The following is a 20,227-nucleotide window of genomic DNA, read 5'->3' as shown; positions in this document are numbered from 1 at the left end:
TGAGGATTGCGAAGGTTTCGCTTGGCCAAGTGATCCCCTATTACAGAGCGATGGAAGACAGCGCAGGAAGCGGCGGGGAAAGCGACGAGGCAATTGGCCTGCGCAAGATCATCCATGTCGATATGGATGCGTTCTTTGCCAGCGTTGAACAGCGCGATCATCCCGAGCTGCGCGGAAAGCCTGTGGCGGTGGGCGGCTCTGGCGGTCGCGGGGTGGTCGCAGCCGCCAGCTATGAAGCGCGCAAGTTTGGCGTGCGCAGCGCAATGCCATCGGTGACGGCCAAGCTCCTGTGTCCCGATCTCATCTTCGTGCGTCACCGCTTTGATGCGTACAAAGAGGCCAGCCGGACGATCCGCAAAGTGTTTGAGCATCACACGCCGCATGTCGAACCGCTGAGCCTCGACGAGGCCTATCTTGATGTGACCGAGGACCGGCTCGGCATAGGCTCGGCCACCCGCATTGCTCAGCTGATCCGTCAAGAGATCAAGGCCAAGACCGAGCTGACCGCGAGCGCGGGTATTTCATACAACAAGTTCCTCGCAAAGATTGCCAGCGACCAGAACAAGCCCGATGGCATGTGCGTGATCCGGCCGGGCGAAGGCGCGGACTTTGTCGCTGGCCTACCGATCCGCCGGTTTCATGGGGTCGGGCCAAAGGCGGAGGAGAAGATGAAGCGATTTGGCATAGCGACGGGCGCGGATTTGGCGGCGAAAGACATCACATTCCTGCGCGAGAATTTCGGCAGCTTTGCCGATTATCTTTACCGCGCCGCACGCGGCATCGACCTGCGCCCCGTCCGCGCTCACCGCGAACGCAAATCTGTCGGCGGAGAACGGACTTTCAGCGAGGACATCTCCAGCGGCGCGCAATTGCGCGAGACCCTGGCCAATATCACCGATATCGTGTGGGAGCGGATTGAGGACGCCAAAGCGCGCGGGCGCACGGTGACCCTGAAAATGAAATACACCGATTTTCAGTCGATGACCCGATCGAAGTCTTTGCCTGACTGGGTCGCGGGTAAAGAAGAGTTTGCAGAGGTTGGCAGGGAACTGCTCGATGAGGCTTTGCCATTGAGGTTGCCGATCCGGCTGATGGGGTTGACCCTGTCAAATCTGGAAGGCGTAGAAGACAAATCGCCGCCCAAGGACACCGCTCAACTGTCGCTGCTTTAGCCAGCGTTCGCGCTACCAGCGCCCTTCTGCGCGCGCCAGAACTCCAGGCGTGTGCGGGTCCGTTCATTCAGCGGCTCTGGCAGCGAATGCAACGGGAAGAACCGCGCCTCTAGCACCTCGCGCTGGTCCGGCTGCGGGCGGTCATCGCAAATCGCAGCGAACAGATGGGCCGTGTGCGGTGCGCCTGACATGACCTCTTCTATTGTGCCGATGAGGGTGACGGAGTTGAGGTTCAGCCCCAGCTCCTCATGCACCTCACGCAGCGCCGCTTCGCTTGCGTCTTCGCTCTTGCCAAGTCCCCCGCCAGGAAGCGCCCAACCTTGCGGGCCGTAACTGTGCCGCAGCAGCAGCAAATTGCCATTAAAGTCGGTGATGATCACAGAGCAGCCCGCCAGTGGCTGCTTCGTCAAACCACGCCAGCGATGTCGCACCTTGTGCGCCAGCGGCAATGCCGCCCGGTGGAGCGCAGCAGGTATCAATCCGGTCAGCTTCATGCGAAACAGGTTAGCGTCTGCTCGCCCGCTGCGCCAATCAAACGTGCAACCGGTAGATTATGCTCACCGGCAAGGGCTGACTCAAACACAGCGCGCTTATCCGCCGAACCGCCGAGCGTGAACATCACCTGCCCGCTGTTTAGCAGAGCAGGAATGGTCAGCGTGATCCGATCAAACGGAGCCTCTGGCGGGAGTGGATCAGGAGTTAAACGCCGGATCGGCTGCGCGTCATCCATCTGCGGATCGGTGTTCGGGAACAGCGAGGCGATATGACCATCTGCCCCCATCCCAAGCCATGTAAGCGCGAAATGCGGCGGTTCCTGCGCATCAGGCAAAGCAACGATCTGCGCACCAATCGGCTCAAAAATGCTGCGCAATTTGCCGGTGTTGGAGGCCGCATGATCCTCCGCCACGATCCGGTCGTCATTAGGCCACACGATAATGCGCGACCAATCGAGCGCATGGCGAACCAACGCCTCGAATATCGGAAACGGGGTCGAGCCGCCGGGCACGGTGATAGAAATTGACAGGTCGCCCGCATCATTAAGGGTTGATGCGAGGGCTTCGCTAAGCTGCGCGGCGACAAATTCCGCGATGGCCTCTGGCGTGGCGTCTTCAATTATCTGTGCTTTCATAACACCCGCATAGCAAAAGGGCCGCTTCCGGCTAGCGGAAACGGCCCCTCGCATATGTATTCTTGTGTAATCTCGTGCTCAATAACGTCTGCTCCAAAAAATGACGCCAGCACGCTATCGCAAAAGGTTACTGTAAGATCGAATTGAGGAACCAGACGCGCTCTTCGGCCATATCGGTCCAATCGTCGATCAGGCCGTCGGTCGCATTGTCACCTGCCTGCTCGGCGGTGCCCTTCATTGATTTCAGACGCTCGACCATTGCCGCATTGTCATCGCGCAGTTCGGTGATCATGTCCTCAGCGGTCAGCGCGGTGCTGTCCTGATTTTTGACCTGAGTGTGCTGCCCAATCATACCGACCGATGTGATCGTGTCGCCGCCCAATTTCCGGGCGCGCTCACCAATTACGTCAATTTGGTCGCGGATTTCGATGGCCTGTTCGTCGAACAACATGTGGAGGTCACGGAAACGTGGTCCTTTCACGTGCCAGTGAAAATTCTTCGTCTTCACATAGAGCGCGAAGTGATCGGCCAGCAGGCCATTGATTGCGGCTACCATTGCGGTTTTCGAATTGCTGTTTGGGTCGAGCATTGGGGAGCTCTCCTGTTCTCGTGTTGGGCGCCTGAATATGTTCGCGGCGCGTCGAAAAGTTACACCTAAACAATGGTTAGGGTGCGCAATCGGTTCCGAGAACATCCAAATCGCAGTAATCGTTTGGGTCGATCACAGGAATGTGAAACGAGCGTTCAAACCAATCACCAAAGCCGCAACAATCAAACAAAGCGCCAGTACAAACCGGAGGGTGCGCAGCGGAAATCGCTGCAATTGACCCAAACCCAGTGTCCAACCGAGACCTATCGCTGCAATCCCGCCAATCGCCCCGCCGATGAAGGCTGTGGTCGGATAGACCGCCTCCGCCGCGAGCGCGAAGATCGCAAAGCGCGCCGCATCCCCGATTTGGCGCGCTAGCAAAACCGCTCCAATCGCAATGTACGATCGGGTCGGCTCTTTCATCGGCTTGACCTTGACTCGCCAGCACAGCTCAAACGCGGCAATGGCAAGCGCGAATGCAACAAGCATATCGGCCGCGCGCGGGGGCAGGATTGCGGCCATGGTCGCCCCGGCATAGGCCATCACGCCTGCGCTCATCACGGCGCAGACCGCGCCCGCAATCAGCAATCCGATATTGCGCTCCTGCACTTCAGAAAACTGCGCAATGATCACCTGATCACGTCCGCCTAGCGCAATCGCAAACACCAGCAACATAGCAAAGAGAAACGAGTCCATCGCCTGGCCCTAGCTTCACTCATACCGTTTCGCCAGCGCCTCCTGCGGCTAAGGTTTGCAGGCGCGCGTCGCTTGCTTACAAGTCTAGACAAACACAACACACACGGAGAGCATATGAAACTGACAGAAGGCATGGCCGCGGTTGTGACCGGCGGCGCATCGGGTCTGGGCCGCGCGAGTGCGGCGGCTTTGGCAGAGGCCGGGCTGAAGGTCGCGATTTTCGACATAAATGACGAAGACGGTGAGGCGCATGCGAAAGCGATTGGCGGCACCTTTCACCATGTCGACATCATAGACGAGGCCTCTGTCGAGGCAGGCTTTGCGGCTGCGCGCGCAGTCAATGGCCAAGAGCGGGTGACCGTCCACTGTGCTATGGCCAGTCGGCGCGGCAAGACCATCGGCTGGGACAAGGGAAAGGGCGGATACAAGCGTCTGTCAACCGAGGATTATGAGTTTGGTGCGCAGGGCATTCTGGTCGCGAGCTACCGGGTGGCGAGCATCTCTGCATTGGGCATGGCCAATTCGGAGCCGGTCAATGAGGATGGAGAACGCGGCTCCATCACCCTCACTGCCAGCGTCGCGGCGCAGGACGGCCAGATCGGCCAAACGATCTACGGTTCTTGCAAATCCGGCGTGAACGGCATGGTCCTGCCCATGGCGCGCGATCTGATGGATCTGGGCATCCGGGTAAACTCGGTCATGCCAGGGATTTTTGCGACGCCTCTGATGCTGGGCATGAAAGATCGCAATCCGCAAATGTGGGATCAGCTGAACGCCAGCGTCCCCTTCCCCAAGCGCCTCGGTGAGCCAGAGGAATTTGCATCCCTGATCGTAGAGATCGCTCGCAACACCTATATCAACGGGCACCAATTCCGATTGGACGGCGCGATCCGTATGCCGCCCAAATAGGTTTGATCAGGCAGGGGCAGGCTGACCGAGCTTGCGAGCGCGCAAAACCTGCGCCAAGGACGAACGCGCAACCGCATTCAGGAAACGACCCAATGACCGACCATATCCGTATTGAAACCGCCGACCGATTGACGACGGTGTCCTTCAACCGCCCGGAAAAGAAGAACGCGATTACGCAGGATATGTATCAGGCGATGGCCGATGCGTTGAACGATTATGCAAGCGACGACGGCGTGCGTGCACTGATGTTCACCGGGATTGGCGATTACTTCACCTCGGGCAATGATTTGCGAGATTTCGCGATGGGCCCGCGCGGCGATGGCTCACCGCCGGTCGTGCAATTTCTCCACGCGATCAAGGATTGCCCAAAGCCGCTGATTGCCGCGGTCAACGGCCCCGCGATTGGCGTTGGCCTGACGCTGACGTTGCACTGCGATCTGGTTTATTGCGCAACCTCAGCGACGTTTGCTGCGCCGTTCGTAAAGCTGGGCCTGGTGCCAGAAGCGGCGTCTTCGATGCTGCTGCCAGCAATTATCGGCATGGCGGCGGCGAACGATGTGTTCATGACCGGGCGCATGCTGACGTCTGAAGAATCGCTGCGCATGGGGTTGGTCTCACGCGTGTTTGAAGATGATATGTTTGCAGCGGAAACCAATGCGCTGGCGCAGTTGGTTGCCAATGCTGCGCCGAATGCGATGCGGCATTCGAAGGCGCTGGTGCGCACTCAGAACGAGGCGATCACTGAATGTATGAATGTCGAAGGTGAAATTTTCGCGGCGCGATTAAAATCAAGTGAATTTAGCGAAAGCGTGGCCGCGATGATGGCGAAGCGTCCGGCGGTTTACCCGTAAACTGCGCTTCTTTGCCGCCCAGCCTTGCAAGGTTGAGACCGGACGCTTGCTTGACGCCTTATCGGCACGGGATCATGCGAACAGGCGCCTTAAGCGAAAAGACCGGGGCTGGCTGGAGCGATCGCGCCTGCGAACAGAACGGCTGAAATGGCGACGGAGAGGACGGCTGCGAGGATCGTGGTGCTGTTGGCGTCGGCGTACATGATTGAATTCCTTTGGATGAATTGGTGCTGTTAAGCGAAAAGAGTTGGGCTGGCTGGGATGATCGCGGTGGCGAACAGAGCGGCAGAAATGGTCAGCGAGAATACGGCTGCGAGGACGGCGTTGTTGGTTTCGGTAGCGAACATTTTTTAGTCTCCTTTGGGTCTGTCTCGTATCTGGCGGGTCGATCCCGCTGGATGAAAACAACCTTGCAGGAGCCGTGCCAAACTTTAAAAACGGCGGATTTCTGGGGATTTCAGACATTAAGATGAACTGCAGATAAATGTGATTTGCGCATGATTGGGAAATCACACCAACAGTTGGGATCGCGATTTATACTACCACCATTGCCCTGCCAACGCTCGCCCAAATGGAGCAGCGAACGGACGAATTCAGCGATGATGAGGATGGAGCGGGTGAAGGGAATCGAACCCTCGTCGTCAGCTTGGGAAGCTGCTGCTCTACCATTGAGCTACACCCGCATTGAGCGCTGCGCGGTAAACACCAGGATCACTGGGCCGTCAATATGCGCACGCACCGCTACCTCTAGGCCCGCGCAGCCTGCCTTCGGTTCACTTGCACAGTGAAGTAGATGATCAGGCCTACGCCGATGACGCTCGGCCCGGCCCAGATCGCGGGGTTGAACACTTGATCTGGCACCAAACGGATTAGACCGACCGATAGAAACGCGGTGTAGGCGGAAATTCCCATGCCGATCAGCGCGCGAAAATGCTCACCGACATAGTCGCCGCGCACCACCTCTTTGCGCCAGACAAACCGCTCTTGCATAACCATCGCGACCAGCCCAACCGCCGCGACCAGCACCATTAGCGGGTGGCCGACGCGAAAGCCGAAATATCCGCACCACAGGGCCGAGACGACCACCGCCGCCATGACCGCTTGATAACGCAGCCCCCTGAGCGGCGCGTGATCGCGATTGTGTTGCACGGTCGCGAGGCCATAATCCGCAAAGCCTATCGTCAGGAAGCCAAGGTAGAGCATCATCCAGCCAAACAATCCGGCGAACAATTCTCTGTCCGTGATCGTCGGGATGCGTTCTTCCGAACCATAAAGCGACAGCAGCGCCATTGCGATTGCCAACGCGCCCGCTCCGATAAAGCCATAGCAAGCGATGCGGCCCCATTTGCGATGCGGGCGGGCTCCCTTACGTGCGGCAATCGGCACCCAAAAGGCCATCAGACCAATCGTACCGGCGATGACGTGCACCACCACAAGGGCTTCGAACAGATGCATTGCGCGATCTGCGTGCACAAAATTTCAGAAAGGCACAACAGCAAGACAGATCGTATCGCAATTTGGGAACGAAAGCTCTCACCAGTTTTGTGAGGCTTGCAGAACTTGCGCACCGCGCTTTCAACTGCAATTAGTCGGAAAATAGAGGAGCATCCAACCCAATGCGTCAGATTGATCACTTCATGGTTGGCGGACCAAGCGCCGCCGCCTCCCGCAAGCACCAAGTGTGGAACCCATCAACCGGCGAGATTCAAGCCGAGGTGACGCTGGGCGATGCCGCGCTGCTCGAAAAAGCCGTGGCGACCGCGAAGGAAGTTCAGCCCGCATGGGCGGCAACCAATCCGCAAAAGCGCGCCCGCGTGATGTTCAAGTTCAAAGAGCTGATCGAGGCCAATATGCAGGAGCTGGCAGAGCTGCTGTCCTCCGAACACGGCAAGGTCATCGACGATGCCAAGGGCGATGTTCAGCGCGGCCTTGAGGTGATCGAATTTGCTTGCGGCATTCCGCAGGTCTTGAAGGGCGAATACACCCAAGGCGCAGGGCCGGGCATTGATGTTTATTCGATGCGTCAACCGCTTGGGATCGGGGCGGGTATCACCCCGTTCAACTTCCCCGCGATGATCCCGATGTGGATGTTCGGCATGGCGATTGCGGTCGGCAATGCCTTCATCTTGAAGCCATCGGAGCGCGATCCATCGGTGCCAGTGCGGTTGGCTGAATTGTTTGTTGAGGCCGGGGCGCCAGAGGGCCTGCTGCAAGTCGTCCACGGCGACAAGGAAATGGTCGATGCAATCCTTGACCATGAAGACATTGCAGCGGTCAGTTTCGTTGGCTCATCCGACATTGCACATTATGTCTATAAGCGCGGCGTTGCCGCCGGTAAGCGCGTGCAGGCCATGGGCGGCGCGAAGAACCACGGCATTGTGATGCCGGATGCGGACCTTGATCAGGTCGTCAATGACCTGTCGGGCGCCGCCTTTGGCTCAGCGGGCGAGCGCTGCATGGCGCTGCCAGTGGTTGTGCCAGTGGGCGAAGACACTGCCGAGCGCCTCAAAGAGAAGCTGATCCCGGCGATCCATGCGCTCAACATTGGCGTCTCGAACGATCCTGATGCGCATTACGGCCCAGTTGTGACACCTGAGCACAAGGCGCGGGTCGAGGGCTGGATTGATACGGCAGAGCGCGAAGGCGGCGAAATCGTGGTCGATGGCCGCGGCTTCACTTTGCAAGGCCATGAGAAAGGCTTCTTTATCGGCCCCACCCTGATCGACCGGGTCACTCCGCAAATGGAAAGCTATCAGGAAGAGATATTCGGCCCTGTGCTGCAGATCGTGCGAGCCAATGACTTCGAAGAAGCCGTGCGCCTGCCGAGCGACCACCAATATGGCAATGGCGTCGCGATCTTCACCCGCAATGGCCACGCCGCACGCGAATTCGCATCGCGAGTCAATGTCGGCATGGTTGGCATCAATGTGCCGATCCCTGTTCCGGTCAGCTATCACAGCTTTGGCGGGTGGAAACGCTCCGGCTTTGGCGACACCGATCAATATGGCATGGAGGGACTGAAGTTCTGGACCAAGGTCAAGAAAGTCACCCAGCGCTGGCCCGACGGCTCACCAGATGGCGGGAACGCCTTTGTTATTCCAACTATGGGGTAAGGCTTATGCGACTGCTGATTGGAACCATTGCTCTGGTTCTGGCAGCCTGCTCGCCGGCGGAGCGAGGCGCGGAAGAAAGCATGGCGGTGGACGGCGAAGCGCCTGCTGCGCCCATTGTCGCATCGCCTGAGCCAGCGGCTGCACCGGAAGCGCCCACGGTTCCAGCTGTCGCCGCAATCCCAGAGCGATTTCGCGGCGTATGGGATTATACCGAGGGTAGCTGCGCGCCTGAATCCGACCTTCGCCTCGAAGTAACCGCTGGCGATCTGATGTTCTACGAAAGCGTCGGCGAGGTTGAGAGCGTCGAGGTGGAGAATGACAACCAAGTTGTGGTTGAGCTGTCCATGTCAGGCGAAGGCGAGAGCTGGACAGAGCGAACGCGGCTGACGCTGACCGATGGCGGCGATATTCTGACGCCCGTTGACGCGGATGGCGAGCAAGCGGGCACGCCGATGCCGCGCAAGCGCTGCGAATGACGGGTAGCTTGGCCCAGATCGTGAAGTCGGGCCTTCTGGCGCTCTTGGGCCTATTGCTCGTCAATTGTGCGAGCCCGAACGCGGCACAAGAAGCGAAAGCAATCAGTGACAAGCGTATCGCGCTGACATTCGATGATACACCGCGTCATCGGGGCGCATTTTTCACAGAGGATGAACGCACGCGACTGCTTATCATCGAGCTTGAAAAAGCGGGCGTTAAGCAAGCGGTGTTCTTCGTCAATCCGGGCAAAATCCCTCAGCGCGATGGAGCTGGTGCGCGTATAGAGGCCTATGTCGCGGCTGGTCATGTGCTTGCCAATCACACCGCGAACCACCCTCGCCTGTCGCAGACTGAGACTGACCAATACATCGCTGATCTTGATGCAGCGGCGAGCTGGCTTGAGGGCCGGGAAGGTGCGCGCCCTTGGTTCCGCTTTCCCTATCTCGATGAAGGCCGCGCCGACAAAGAGAAGCGCGATGCTGTTCGGGAAGTTCTGGCGGCGCGTGGGCTGCTCAATGCCTCACCCACAGTGGATGCCTCGGACTGGTGGCTCGATAGCGCGCTCAGCCGGGTTGAGCGGGAGAGTTTAGCCTATTCGCCGCCTGCCGTGCGCGACCTGTTTGTGCGTGTCCATGTCGAAGCGGCTGAGTTCTATCATGAGCTGGCGCTTGAGACATTTGAGCGTCCCATCGTCCACAATATCCTGCTCCATGAAACCGATCTTTCGGCGCTATTTATCGGCGATCTAATCGCGGGTTTGCGCGAGAAGGGCTGGACAATTGTGACCGCTGACGAGGCCTTTGCTGACCCCGTATATCTCAGCGCCCCCGACGTGCCGTCAGCGCAAGGGACCTTGGTAGAACTCGCTGCATGGCATCGCGGCATTGGCTCACAGCGCTGGTATCCCGGCAATGACACGCGCCTTTTGGAGCAGCAGTTTAACGAGCAGGTGCTTGGACTTGAGGGGGATAAGTAGATGCGGGTTTGGGTAATGGTTTCCGCAGCGGTTTTGCTTACCGCTTGTAACGAGGCTCCTGAGCAAGAGACCACGGGCGCAGAAGTGCCCACCCAAACCGCAACAGAATCGCCCATGCCGGTAGAGCCCGATGGCGGTATCGGCGATGGTGCCATTCCCTTGGATGAAGCGCAGGCGATTGCGAATAATGAGATCCCCGCACGCTACCACGGGGTTTGGGATTATATCGAAGGCACCTGTGCGCTGGAGAGCGATTTGCGGATTGCCATTTCAGCTACGGATATCATTTTTTATGAAAGCTACGGGCAAGTAAAGGCCGTCAAAACATCAGAAGAAAATGCACTCACTGTTACTCTAAACATGGAGGGTGAAGGAGACAGTTGGCAGCGTAGTTTCAAATTCAACCTAATCGATAGCGGTGAGTTTCTGATTCAATACGTCCATTTTGAAGAGGGTGACACCCCACTTCCAGTCCCCGTGCGACCTCCTCCGCCCCTGCAAAGAAAGCGCTGCCCCACATGACCCGCACCCGCGCCACTTCCGGCTCACCCTTCGAAGCACAGTTCGGCTTTTGCCGCGCGGTAAGAGAGGGCAATCGTATCGTCGTCGCGGGCACCGGCCCGATTGAGGACAACGGCGAGACAACGTCAGGTGGGGCCGCTGAGCAGGCCGAGCGCTGTCTCACCCTAATCGTGAAAGCGATTGAGGATTTGGGCGGCAGCGCGAGCGATGTCTTGCGCACCCGGATGCTGCTGACCGATCCTGCCGATCAAAGCGCGGTTGGCGAGGTGCATGCGCGCTTCTTTAGCGCGAACCCACCCGCTGCCACCATGGCCGGTGTCGCGTGGCTGTGCCGCGAGGAATGGAAGGTCGAGATCGAAGCTGAGGCTGTTATTGGTTGATGGGCTTCAGACGCCGGCGCTGAAACGGCCTAAAGGATGGATGAAGCGGCTGGCTTGGTTCAAGTAAGACTAAGCCGCCTCATCTTTGGTCCGGCGCGACAAAGCCAACTCCAGCGCCGCGATCAGCTCTGCTACATCGGTCATCTCGTCCAATTGCTCTGGGCCAAGGAGCAGCTCCGGCTGGCGGGCACCTTCGCGGATCAAAAGGGCGGGGAGCGCAAATTCGTGTCCAGGATAGTCAGCGGCGAAATCATCGCGGTGGTGAAACACCTTCTCCATGTCCAACCCATCGAGGAATTTTCGCCAAACCTTGCGCATCGATACGGTGCCATATGTCACCGCGCATAGAGAGCAGGGATAGGTCGCGGGAAAGACGGTTTTGTGCACCGCATGGGCCAACGCATTCAGGATGCCGCCATCGGCATTGTACACGATCAACAGCTTGAACTTTGTCTGGGTCATACCGATAATTACGTATCGGCGAGCAAATAGTTACAAAAAATTGCATGCCTCCGCAAAAATTCACAGCCGATCACACCTTTTCTCGCGCCCTTAAGCGAGGTAGGAGATGCGCCATGACTGGACAATTTCAACTCACCGAAGATCAACTCGCCATACAAGAAATGGCGCAGCGTTTCACCGCCGATAACATCACGCCTTTTGCTGGCGAATGGGACGAGAATCACCATTTCCCAAAGGACGTTATCAAAAGCACTGCAGAGCTCGGCTTTGGCGCGATCTATGTCTCTGAGGAAAGCGGCGGCATCGGGCTTGGCCGATTGGAAGCGGCGCTGATCATGGAGGCGATGGCGTATGGCTGTCCCACCACCAGCGCGTTCATCTCGATCCACAATATGGCCGCCTGGATGATTGATGAATTCGGCGGGCAAGAGTTGAAAGAACGCTACCTCCCGGACCTGGTCACGATGGACACAATCGCCAGCTATTGCCTGACAGAACCGGGCAGCGGATCGGACGCTTCCGCGCTCAAAACCAATGCGAATCTGGACGGCGACCACTATGTCCTCAACGGCACGAAGCAGTTCATTTCCGGCGGCGGCGTCAACGATATCTATGTGACCATGGTCCGCACGGGTGAACACAAGACCAAAGGCATCACCTGTCTGGTGATCGACAAAGACACACCGGGCGTCAGCTTCGGCGCGCCAGAGAAGAAGCTCGGCTGGAACGCATCTCCCACAGCACAAGTCGTCTTCGAAGACGCACGCATCCCTGTCGCGAACCGGGTCGGCGACGAAGGCGAAGGGTTCCGCTTTGCGATGATGGGGCTGGACGGCGGACGCCTGAACATTGGCGCATGTTCGCTTGGCGGGGCGCAGCGCTGTCTCGACGAAGCGATTGCCTACACCAAGGATCGCAAGCAGTTCGATACGCCGATTGCCGATTTTCAAAACACGCAGTTCATGCTGGCCGACATGGCCACCGATCTAGAGGCTGCGCGCGCGCTGCTTTATCTGGCGGCGGCTAAGGTCACCGACAATGCGCCGGACAAGTCGCGCTTTTCAGCGATGGCCAAACGGCTGGCGACCGACAACGGCAGCAAAGTTGTGAACGACGCACTGCAATTGTTTGGAGGCTACGGCTATCTTAAGGATTACCCGATTGAACGGTTCTGGCGCGATCTTCGCGTGCATTCGATCCTCGAAGGCACCAATCAAGTGATGCGCATGATCGTGGGCCGCGATCTGCTGCGCCAATAGATCCAATTTCGCGTTTAGAAAGTTGCTAATGACTCAAGACGTCCTCACCCGCAAAACCGGCGCTGTCGGCCATATTTCACTGAACCGGCCTAAGGCGCTGCACGCGCTGACGCTGGAGATGTGCCACGCGATCAGCGCTGCTCTCACTGAGTGGGCCAATGACGACACCGTCAAGGCCATCATCCTTGATCACGTAGAGGGCACACGCGGGTTTTGCGCGGGCGGCGATATTGCCTTCCTGCGGGATTCCGCGCTGAATGATGGCGGCGCATCGGGCCGCAAGTTCTTTCACGACGAATACCAGCTCAACCATCAGATGTTCACCTATGCAAAGCCGATTGTGGCCTTCATGGACGGCATCACCATGGGCGGCGGGGTCGGTATTTCTCAACCTGCGAAATTCCGCGTGGCGACCGAAAACACTCGCTTTGCCATGCCGGAAACCGGGATCGGATTGTTCCCTGATGTTGGCGGCGGCTGGTATCTTTCGCGCCTGGGCGGGCGGATCGGCCAGTTCCTCGCACTCACTGGCGCGCGGCTCGACGGCGCAGAATGCGTGTGGACCGGCCTTGCGACGCACTACGTGCCGAGCGACATGCTCGAAGACCTTAAGGCCCGTATCATTGAGCGGCCAGGACGGATCGCGGGCATTCTATCCGAGCCCGTGGGCACGCCGCCCGACGCGCGGATTGAGAAGAACGCTCTGCGCATTGCCAAGCATTTCGCCAGCGACAGCTATGAAGAGATCCTCGCCAGCTTAGAGGCTGAGATCGAGACCGATGAGAATGGCGGAGCGGATTGGGCCGCGAAAGAGCGGGATACTCTGGGCACCAAGAGCCCGCAGACCTGCAAAGTGGCGCTGCGGCAATTGGCGGACAGCGCGGGCCTCACCGATTTTGCCGACAATATGCGGATGGAATATCGCATCGCATCGCGCGTGCTGACCCGGCCCGACTTTGCTGAGGGCGTCCGCGCGGTGATCACCGACAAAACCAACGATCCCAAATGGGATCCGGCAACGCCAGAGGGCGTGTCTGACGAATTGATTGAGAGCATCTTTGCTCCGCTGCCCACCGACGAGGAGTGGGTGCCACTTCAATAAGTACGCGTCATCCTGAACTTGTTTCAGGATAACAAACATCGGGAACAGTTGACCCGGTTATGCTGAAACGAGTTCAGCATAACGAGATAGGATAGATTGATTATGACTTACGAAACCATAACCGTCGAAACCAATGCGCAGGGCAACGTCGGCGTCACGCTGATGACGCTCAACCGGCCAAAGGCGCTGAATGCGCTCAATTCTGTGGTGCTCGCTGAATTGACTGAGGCGTTCGCAGCCTATCAGGCCGATGACAGCCAGCTGTGCGCGGTCCTGACCGGCTCTGGCGAGAAGGCCTTTGCGGCCGGGGCGGATATCAAAGAAATGTCGGACAAGGCGGCAGCCGATTTCTATCTCGACGATTTCTTCTCGCCTTGGACCTCCGAGATCGTGAAAAAGACCCGCAAGCCGTGGATCGCGGCGGTAAACGGCTTTGCGCTGGGCGGCGGGTGCGAACTTGCGATGATGGCCGACTTTATCATTGCGTCCGACAATGCGAAATTTGGCCAGCCTGAAATTAAGCTGGGCGTGGCCCCCGGCATGGGCGGATCGCAGCGTCTCACCCGCGCCATTGGCAAGTCAAAGAGCATGGAAATGTGCCTGACCGGCCGAATGATGAGCGCGGAAGAGGCGGAGCGTGCGAACCTGATCGTGCGGGTCGTGCCGCAAGCGGATTTGCTGGCCGACGCGCTGAAGTCCGCTGCCTCTATCGCGAGCATGCCGCCAATGGCCGCGATCGCGAATAAGGAAATGGTCAACGCCGCGTTTGAAATGACGCTGGATCAGGGCCTGATTATCGAACGCAGGATCTTCCAAATCCTCACCGCGAGCGAGGACAAGGCCGAGGGCATGGCCGCCTTTATCGAGAAGCGTGAGGGCGTGTGGAAGGGGCGGTAATCATTCATCTAGCGTCGCTGTTAGCCGGACCTTGGCTCCTTTTCGCTAGTATCAAAGCTTGGAAGCGATTCCGAGCGTTTCCGCCTCCTGTACCGTCTCACGAAAGAGAGGGGCAAAAGCTTGCAGCATTCGGCGCAATGGGAGCCGCTGTTATTCTTTCATTTGCGATCACTATTTTTGGGGTCATAGGACTGTTGCGCTGACTGGGAGAACACAATGAAAATTGCATTTATCGGCCTTGGCAATATGGGCGGCGGAATGGCCGCAAACCTCGTGAAGGCGGGCCATGATGTGCGGGCCTTTGACCTTAGTGAAGCCGCTTTAGCTGCTGCAAAGGAAGCGGGCTGTGCGACCTTCACCAGCGCTTCTGAAGCCTGCGCCGGTGCCGAGGCGGTCGTTTCCATGCTGCCCAATGGCGCGATCGTGAAATCGGTTTTCACCGCAGATGTGATCGGCACAGCGCCCGCTGGCGCGGTTTTCCTCGATTGCTCGACTATAGATGTTGCCACCGCGCGCGAAGTGATCGGGCTCGCCACGGCGGCGGGTTATGACATGGTCGATGCGCCAGTATCCGGCGGGATTGCCGCGGCGAATGGCGGCACGCTGACCTTTATGGTCGGCGGCACGAAGGCCGCGTTTGACCGCGCCGAACCGATCCTTTCCGCGATGGGCAAGGCGGTGATCCACGCAGGCGATGCCGGCAATGGTCAGGGGGCTAAGATCTGCAACAACATGCTGCTCGCGGTGCATATGGCGGGCACATGCGAAGCCTTTGCGATGGCGGAAAAGCTTGGTTTAGACCCGCAAACCTTCTACGATATTTCCTCGGTTTCATCGGGCCAAAACTGGTCGATGACCAGCTATTGTCCAGTCCCCGGCGTCGGCCCGCAAAGCCCGTCTGACAATGACTACGAAGGCGGATTTGCCACGGCATTGATGCTGAAGGATCTGCGCCTAGCAATGGATGCGGCCGACACTTCAGACAGCGCGGTCCCCATGGGTTCGCGCGCGGCCGCGCTCTATGAGGATTTCGACGGCGCGGGCAATGGCGGCAAGGACTTTTCGGCCATCATCAAGACCTATTTATCTCAGCGATAATCCGCGCCAGCCATTCGCGCGGGGCTTGTCTGCGTCCAATATCGGCGACGAATTCCTGGCCGCGCGCAACGCTTTGCAATTGGCCGCGCTTGGCCCAGCGAGATGGCCGGTCATGATAGGATAGGCCGCCGCGCTTCAACCAGTCCGGTTTCCGCCAAACGCTGGGCGAAGCACCGGGGAGCGTCAGCCGCAGCGCATCGCTCGCATGGTTTGCCGTGCGGCCTTCCCCGCGCCAGATCACATCGTTGGAGGCATGCAGCGCGAGCGCATGGGGATGTCCCTCTTCCGCTAGCTCGCTTGGGACGCTTTCAGTCAGCGCCACCATCTCCTCAACGCGCAAATATCCAAAAATCCGGTGATGCGGATCGCCGCGCGTGCCGTCTGCGTGCTCTTCACGAAACAGGCCGAAGAACACAAACACATCGCCCAGGCCAACGCCCTGCCGCTCCAGATGGGTTTGCGCCGCGCCGCATTGGCCAAACCAGCATGTGCCATCCTGCCGAAACATCGGATCGTGATGGCACAGATCGTCTGCGCCGAGCTTCCCTTTGCTCGCCGCATAGACCAGATCGCCCAGCCCCAAATCGCCATAGCGCGTGCTGCTGGCCGCGCCCGCCGGGATAGGCAGACTGATCGGGCGACCATCCACTATCGGCGAAGGACCACCGCCCGCCGCGCTGTCAAACCCTTTGCGAGAGAAGATAATCCGCATCCGCCGATCCATGGCGCGCAAACGGGTGTTGCACAACACTCATCGCACACCACTTTGCGCAGCCCCCGATTAGCGCTAAAGGCGCGGACATGGACGGATCAATCAAAGCAACAGCTCTCATCATGGCCGGCAAACGCTCCGGTGTGCTCGACCCCTTGGCCCAGCGCGCTGGTGTCGCACAAAAATGCGTCGTCCCTGTCAATGGCACCCCGATGGTCGCGCGCGTCGTTGAACAGGTCGCGGCGTGCGAGCGTGTCGGAAAAATTCGCATTGTCGCGCATGAGCCGGACGAAATTGCCGCTCAGCCCGTGGTTGCAAAGCTGATTGAAGAAGGCCGTCTGAGCTTTGCAGAAGGCAAGTTCAACATCGTCGACAGCGTGTTTTCAGGCGCGGAGGGCGTAGAGTTCCCCATGCTCATTACCACCGCTGACAATTGCCTGGTCACGCCGGAAGGCTATGCCGAATTCATTGACAAGGCTTTGGCTGAAAACGCTGGCGCCGCCGCTGGCCTAGCACGCAAGGAAGACGTGCAGGCCGCCGATCCCGAAGGCCAATCGAAGTTCTATCAATTCAAAGACGGCGGCTATTCCAATTGCAACATGTATTGGATGGGCAGCGCAGAGGCATTGAAAGCCGCAGAGATCATGCGTGAAGGCGGGCAATTTGTGAAATTCCCGCGCCGCATCATCAAGGCGTTCGGCTTTATGAACCTGATCCGGTTCCGCATGGGTTGGGGTTCTAAAGAGAAATTGTTCGCGCAAATCTCTCGCCGGTTTGGTCTGAAGATGGTGCCAATTGTTCTGTCGAAGGGCCAGTACGCCATCGACGTCGACAATGAGCGGACCTTTGAAGTGACCGAGCGGCTACTGGCCAAGACCGAAGGCAAGCGCGGCTAAGCATACGGACACGCCGCCATGAAGCGCCTCTTCAAAAACATCGGTTGGCTCCTCGGAGGGCGCGGCTTTAACGCAGCGATGAGCCTGCTCTACCTTTACCTCGCGACGCACACGCTGGGGATTGAGAGCTTCGGCCATTTCGCGATCATTGTCGCATTGGGCCAGACGGTCACGGGCTTGGCCAATTTTCAGACCTGGCAATTTATCATCCGCTGGGGCGCGAACGGCGACGGCCCCGGCGAAGCGACCGGCTTTGCTATCGCGCTTGATCTGCTGTCGGTAGTGATGGGCGCGGTGATCGCAGCCTTTGTGGTGTGGACGGCGCAGATGTGGCTGCCACTGCCGAGCGAACTGCTGTGGCTGACCTTTGGCTATTGCATCGTCTCGCTGCTATCGATCCGCACCACGCCCACTGGCCTGCTGCGGCTGAGGTTTGAATTTGCCACGGCAACCGGCGCAGAGGCGGTCCAGCCCGCGATCCGCGCGGCGGGGGCGGTGCTCGCTTGGTTGTTCATGCCCAATGTCGCTGGGTTTATAATGGCCTGGGCCGCGGCGGAGGTCGCCGTGGCGATTACCCTATGGATTGTCGCCACCCGCAAAGAGCCGATTGATTTTTCAAAGGTCAGCCTGAGCGAACTTCCCAAAAAGCACCGCGATGCATGGCGCTTTGTCTGGTCGACCAACATGTCGGGCAGCCTTACGATTGCGGGCAAGCAGGTGATCATCCTGCTGGTTGGCACATTTGGCGGAGCCGCGCTGGCGGGCGGTTTCCGGGTCGCAGCTCAGCTGGGTCAGGCGCTGGTCACGCTCGCGCAAACTATCTCGAAAGCGATCCTGCCAGAGCTGGTGCACGACAAGGAAAACGCAGTCGAGATCGCGCGGCGCATGGCCAATATTGCGGTTGTCGCAGGCGGGCTGGCGGTGGGGATGGCGCTGCTGTTTGGCCGCTGGGGCCTGGCGACCATCGCGGAGGATGATTTCTCCGGTTTTTACTGGGCGATGGTGATCCTATCCATCGCGGGCGCGGTGGAGCTGGTCGGGGCTAGTCTGGAATCGCTGCTGGTTTCCGCAGGTAAAGCGCACACGGCATTCTTCGTGCGCGCCGTGCCGACGATCCTCGCGCTGCTATTGCTGAGCACAGCGATTGAATGGGACGGCGCGAAAGGCGCGGCCTTTGCCATGCTCGGTTCAAGCACGCTCGCCGTGCTTGGCTTCTTCGTGGTCGTGCTGAACCTGCGTGAGATCAAAATCGCGGTCGCGCCCGATGGCGAGGCGGAGCTAAAAAGCCCGATCGCCCCGCCCTTTAGGTCCTACCGCTTAAGCTGAAGGCTCCGGATCCTGCCATGCCAGTTTCGGCTTGCGCGCAGCCTGCGTCTCATCCAGCCTGCGGCGCGGCGCATAATACGGCGCCTGCTTCATCGTCTCATCACCGGCGAGCGCGCGCTCTGTCACACTGCGGAACGCGGTTATGAATTGATCAATGCTCGCCTTACTTTCGGTCTCTGTCGGCTCGACCAGCATCGCGCCATGCACCACCAGCGGGAAGTACACGGTCATCGGGTGATAGCCCTCGTCAATCAGCGCCTTCGCCAGATCGAGCGTTGAGAGGCCGCCACCGAAGTCCTTATCGCCAAACAGCGCCTCGTGCATGCACGGCCCGCTGTCTGCGAACGGCGCGTGTAGGATGTCTTCCAGACTGCGCAGCACGTAATTCGCATTGAGCACGGCGTCCTCGGCAACTTGCTTCAGACCGTCGGCACCGTGGCTCAGCATATAGGTGAGCGCGCGGGTGAACATGCCCATCTGGCCATGGAACGCCGTCATCCGGCCAAAGCTTTGGCCGCGATGCTTGCGGCCCTCTTCTTCGACCAACTCATAGCTGTCGTCAGCGGTTTTGCGCACCACCGGCAGCGGGGCAAAGTCCTTCAGCGCCTCGGAAAACACCACCGGGCCAGAGCCGGGACCACCGCCGCCATGCGGGGTGGAGAATGTCTTATGCAGGTTGATGTGCATCGCATCCACGCCCAGATCGCCCGGGCGCACCCGGCCGACAATCGCGTTGAAATTCGCGCCGTCGCAATAGACATATCCGCCCACTGCATGGACCGCATCGGCAATCTCGCGGAAATCCTTTTCAAACAATCCGCAGGTGTTGGGATTGGTGATCATCACCGCCGCCACATCAGGCGCGAGCCGAGCCTTGATCGCCTCTAAATCGACGCGGCCTTCCGGGGTGGCGGGAATATCCTCCACTTTGTAGCCCGCAAAGGCAGCGGTCGCTGGGTTGGTGCCATGCGCGCTTTCCGGCACCAGCACGACTTGGCGTGCATCGCCGCGCGCGGTGTGCGCCGCGCGGATCGCCAGGATACCGCACAGCTCGCCATGCGCGCCCGCTTTCGGGCTCATCGCGACGCCGGGCATGCCGGTCAGCTTCATTAACCAATCGCCCAGCTCGTGGATCACTTGCAGCGCGCCCTGCACCGATTGCTGCGGGGCAAGCGGGTGAATATCGGCAAAGCCCGGAAGCCGCGCGACTTTCTCGTTGAGCCGCGGATTGTGCTTCATCGTACAACTGCCGAGGGGGAAGAAGCCCAGATCAATACCGTAGTTTTGGCGGCTCAGCCGGGTGTAATGCCGCACCGTCTCTGGCTCGGTCAGGCCAACGAGGCCAATCGGATCACTCCGCTCAAATCCACCGAGGCGGTTGGGCGCGTCAGGATCTATCTCTGGCAGATCAACACCGGTCGTCTCCGCATGGCCGATCTCAAAGATCAGCGGCTCTTCAAGCATCAAAGCGCGGTTGCCGGTCGTGGTCGATGGGCCATTGTGCAGGCCGTCCTCGCTCACTTGCATCTCAGGCTTCCAGCCAGATTTGTTAGGCGCGTTCATATCGTTACTCCGCTCGTGCTGAGCTTGTCGAAGCACTGTCCTTCTTTGTGTGCTTCGTATGGAAAAAAGAAATGCAGCCCTTCGACAAGCTCAGGGCA

The 20,227-nt window shown here is 59.0% G+C and carries 23 protein-coding genes and 1 tRNA gene; 14 read left to right on the top strand and 10 right to left on the bottom strand.

Annotated features, from left to right (window positions below):
- The first annotated feature begins 50 nt into the window (after nucleotides 1-50).
- Nucleotides 51-1,172, top strand: a complete 1,122-nt coding sequence (gene dinB / locus AC0V6M_RS07900; protein WP_486139589.1) for a DNA polymerase IV — start codon at nucleotides 51-53, stop codon at nucleotides 1,170-1,172.
- Here dinB and AC0V6M_RS07895 read toward each other — a convergent pair.
- From AC0V6M_RS07895 to AC0V6M_RS07880, 4 genes are all read right to left on the bottom strand, one after another.
- Entirely contained in the window at nucleotides 1,169-1,666 is a 498-nt protein-coding gene (locus tag AC0V6M_RS07895; protein ID WP_486138271.1) for an NUDIX domain-containing protein, read from the bottom strand. The genes dinB and AC0V6M_RS07895 overlap by 4 nt on opposite strands.
- A complete protein-coding gene (locus tag AC0V6M_RS07890; protein ID WP_486138270.1) occupies nucleotides 1,663-2,301 on the bottom strand; it encodes a 6-phosphogluconolactonase in 639 nt (212 codons plus the stop codon). Before AC0V6M_RS07890 ends, AC0V6M_RS07895 begins: the two co-directional genes overlap by 4 nt.
- Before the next feature lie 127 nt (nucleotides 2,302-2,428).
- Nucleotides 2,429-2,890, bottom strand: a complete 462-nt coding sequence (locus tag AC0V6M_RS07885; RefSeq protein ID WP_486138269.1) for a Dps family protein — start codon at nucleotides 2,888-2,890, stop codon at nucleotides 2,429-2,431.
- 132 nt (nucleotides 2,891-3,022) lie between these two features.
- Complete coding sequence (locus AC0V6M_RS07880) at nucleotides 3,023-3,586, bottom strand: hypothetical protein (RefSeq protein ID WP_486138268.1); 564 nt, start codon at nucleotides 3,584-3,586, stop codon at nucleotides 3,023-3,025.
- A 114-nt stretch (nucleotides 3,587-3,700) separates the two neighbouring features.
- On the opposite strand from AC0V6M_RS07880, the gene AC0V6M_RS07875 reads away from it, so the two are divergent.
- Together AC0V6M_RS07875 and AC0V6M_RS07870 are read left to right on the top strand one after the other, a co-directional pair.
- Nucleotides 3,701-4,495, top strand: a complete 795-nt coding sequence (locus AC0V6M_RS07875) for an SDR family oxidoreductase (protein WP_486138267.1) — start codon at nucleotides 3,701-3,703, stop codon at nucleotides 4,493-4,495.
- A 92-nt stretch (nucleotides 4,496-4,587) separates the two neighbouring features.
- Entirely contained in the window at nucleotides 4,588-5,346 is a 759-nt protein-coding gene (locus tag AC0V6M_RS07870) for an enoyl-CoA hydratase-related protein (protein ID WP_486138266.1), read from the top strand.
- Between the two features lie 89 nt (nucleotides 5,347-5,435).
- Here AC0V6M_RS07870 and AC0V6M_RS07865 read toward each other — a convergent pair whose 3' ends face one another.
- The 3 genes from AC0V6M_RS07865 to AC0V6M_RS07855 all read right to left on the bottom strand — a co-directional run bounded on the left by AC0V6M_RS07865 (nucleotide 5,436) and on the right by AC0V6M_RS07855 (nucleotide 6,801).
- Nucleotides 5,436-5,549, bottom strand: a complete 114-nt coding sequence (locus AC0V6M_RS07865; protein ID WP_486138265.1) for an enoyl-CoA hydratase — start codon at nucleotides 5,547-5,549, stop codon at nucleotides 5,436-5,438.
- Nucleotides 5,550-5,955: 406 nt separating this feature from the next.
- Nucleotides 5,956-6,029, bottom strand: a tRNA-Gly gene (locus tag AC0V6M_RS07860).
- Between the two features lie 64 nt (nucleotides 6,030-6,093).
- Nucleotides 6,094-6,801, bottom strand: a complete 708-nt coding sequence (locus AC0V6M_RS07855; RefSeq protein ID WP_486138264.1) for a hypothetical protein — start codon at nucleotides 6,799-6,801, stop codon at nucleotides 6,094-6,096.
- Nucleotides 6,802-6,962: 161 nt separating this feature from the next.
- Here AC0V6M_RS07855 and AC0V6M_RS07850 point away from each other — a divergent pair, with 161 nt between their 5' ends.
- From AC0V6M_RS07850 to AC0V6M_RS07830, 5 genes are all read left to right on the top strand, one after another.
- Nucleotides 6,963-8,459, top strand: a complete 1,497-nt coding sequence (locus tag AC0V6M_RS07850; protein ID WP_486138263.1) for a CoA-acylating methylmalonate-semialdehyde dehydrogenase — start codon at nucleotides 6,963-6,965, stop codon at nucleotides 8,457-8,459.
- A gap of 5 nt (nucleotides 8,460-8,464) precedes the next feature.
- Nucleotides 8,465-8,935: a hypothetical protein gene (locus tag AC0V6M_RS07845; protein WP_486138262.1), complete on the top strand. Its 471-nt coding sequence runs from the start codon at nucleotides 8,465-8,467 to the stop codon at nucleotides 8,933-8,935.
- Complete coding sequence (locus AC0V6M_RS07840) at nucleotides 8,932-9,912, top strand: polysaccharide deacetylase family protein (RefSeq protein WP_486138261.1); 981 nt, start codon at nucleotides 8,932-8,934, stop codon at nucleotides 9,910-9,912. The genes AC0V6M_RS07845 and AC0V6M_RS07840 overlap by 4 nt, the downstream gene beginning before the upstream one ends.
- A 114-nt stretch (nucleotides 9,913-10,026) precedes the next feature.
- Entirely contained in the window at nucleotides 10,027-10,434 is a 408-nt protein-coding gene (locus AC0V6M_RS07835; RefSeq protein ID WP_486138260.1) for a hypothetical protein, read from the top strand.
- Nucleotides 10,431-10,814, top strand: coding sequence for a RidA family protein (locus AC0V6M_RS07830; protein ID WP_486138259.1), 384 nt, complete (start codon nucleotides 10,431-10,433; stop codon nucleotides 10,812-10,814). Before AC0V6M_RS07835 ends, AC0V6M_RS07830 begins: the two co-directional genes overlap by 4 nt.
- 69 nt (nucleotides 10,815-10,883) lie before the next feature.
- Here the strand turns inward: AC0V6M_RS07830 and AC0V6M_RS07825 are convergent, their stop codons facing one another.
- The gene (locus AC0V6M_RS07825; RefSeq protein WP_486138258.1) at nucleotides 10,884-11,276 is read right to left on the bottom strand and encodes a hypothetical protein; all 393 of its coding nucleotides are present in this window, start codon (nucleotides 11,274-11,276) and stop codon (nucleotides 10,884-10,886) included.
- A gap of 113 nt (nucleotides 11,277-11,389) precedes the next feature.
- On the opposite strand from AC0V6M_RS07825, the gene AC0V6M_RS07820 reads away from it, so the two are divergent.
- From AC0V6M_RS07820 to mmsB, 4 genes are all read left to right on the top strand, one after another.
- Nucleotides 11,390-12,535, top strand: a complete 1,146-nt coding sequence (locus tag AC0V6M_RS07820; RefSeq protein WP_486138257.1) for an acyl-CoA dehydrogenase family protein — start codon at nucleotides 11,390-11,392, stop codon at nucleotides 12,533-12,535.
- 28 nt (nucleotides 12,536-12,563) lie between these two features.
- Entirely contained in the window at nucleotides 12,564-13,637 is a 1,074-nt protein-coding gene (locus AC0V6M_RS07815) for an enoyl-CoA hydratase/isomerase family protein (RefSeq protein ID WP_486138256.1), read from the top strand.
- Between the two features lie 102 nt (nucleotides 13,638-13,739).
- Nucleotides 13,740-14,534, top strand: a complete 795-nt coding sequence (locus AC0V6M_RS07810; RefSeq protein WP_486138255.1) for an enoyl-CoA hydratase-related protein — start codon at nucleotides 13,740-13,742, stop codon at nucleotides 14,532-14,534.
- 216 nt (nucleotides 14,535-14,750) lie between these two features.
- Nucleotides 14,751-15,632, top strand: coding sequence for a 3-hydroxyisobutyrate dehydrogenase (gene mmsB / locus AC0V6M_RS07805; RefSeq protein WP_486138254.1), 882 nt, complete (start codon nucleotides 14,751-14,753; stop codon nucleotides 15,630-15,632).
- On the opposite strand, the gene AC0V6M_RS07800 is transcribed toward mmsB, so the two are convergent.
- The gene (locus tag AC0V6M_RS07800) at nucleotides 15,607-16,344 is read right to left on the bottom strand and encodes an Nmad3 family putative nucleotide modification protein (RefSeq protein WP_486138253.1); all 738 of its coding nucleotides are present in this window, start codon (nucleotides 16,342-16,344) and stop codon (nucleotides 15,607-15,609) included. The two genes, mmsB and AC0V6M_RS07800, sit on opposite strands and share 26 nt — an antisense overlap.
- An 89-nt stretch (nucleotides 16,345-16,433) precedes the next feature.
- Here AC0V6M_RS07800 and AC0V6M_RS07795 point away from each other — a divergent pair, with 89 nt between their 5' ends.
- Together AC0V6M_RS07795 and AC0V6M_RS07790 are read left to right on the top strand one after the other, a co-directional pair.
- A complete protein-coding gene (locus AC0V6M_RS07795; protein WP_486138252.1) occupies nucleotides 16,434-17,240 on the top strand; it encodes an NTP transferase domain-containing protein in 807 nt (268 codons plus the stop codon).
- 18 nt (nucleotides 17,241-17,258) lie between these two features.
- Complete coding sequence (locus AC0V6M_RS07790; RefSeq protein WP_486138251.1) at nucleotides 17,259-18,566, top strand: lipopolysaccharide biosynthesis protein; 1,308 nt, start codon at nucleotides 17,259-17,261, stop codon at nucleotides 18,564-18,566.
- Here AC0V6M_RS07790 and gcvPB read toward each other — a convergent pair.
- The gene (gcvPB, locus tag AC0V6M_RS07785) at nucleotides 18,558-20,129 is read right to left on the bottom strand and encodes an aminomethyl-transferring glycine dehydrogenase subunit GcvPB (RefSeq protein WP_486138250.1); all 1,572 of its coding nucleotides are present in this window, start codon (nucleotides 20,127-20,129) and stop codon (nucleotides 18,558-18,560) included. The two genes, AC0V6M_RS07790 and gcvPB, sit on opposite strands and share 9 nt — an antisense overlap.
- Between the last annotated feature and the right edge of the window lie 98 nt (nucleotides 20,130-20,227).

The organism is Erythrobacter sp. JB3-1 (assembly GCF_057364995.1).
The sequence above is the reverse complement of the archived record's forward strand: the minus strand, read 5'-3'. Positions and strand labels throughout refer to the sequence as shown.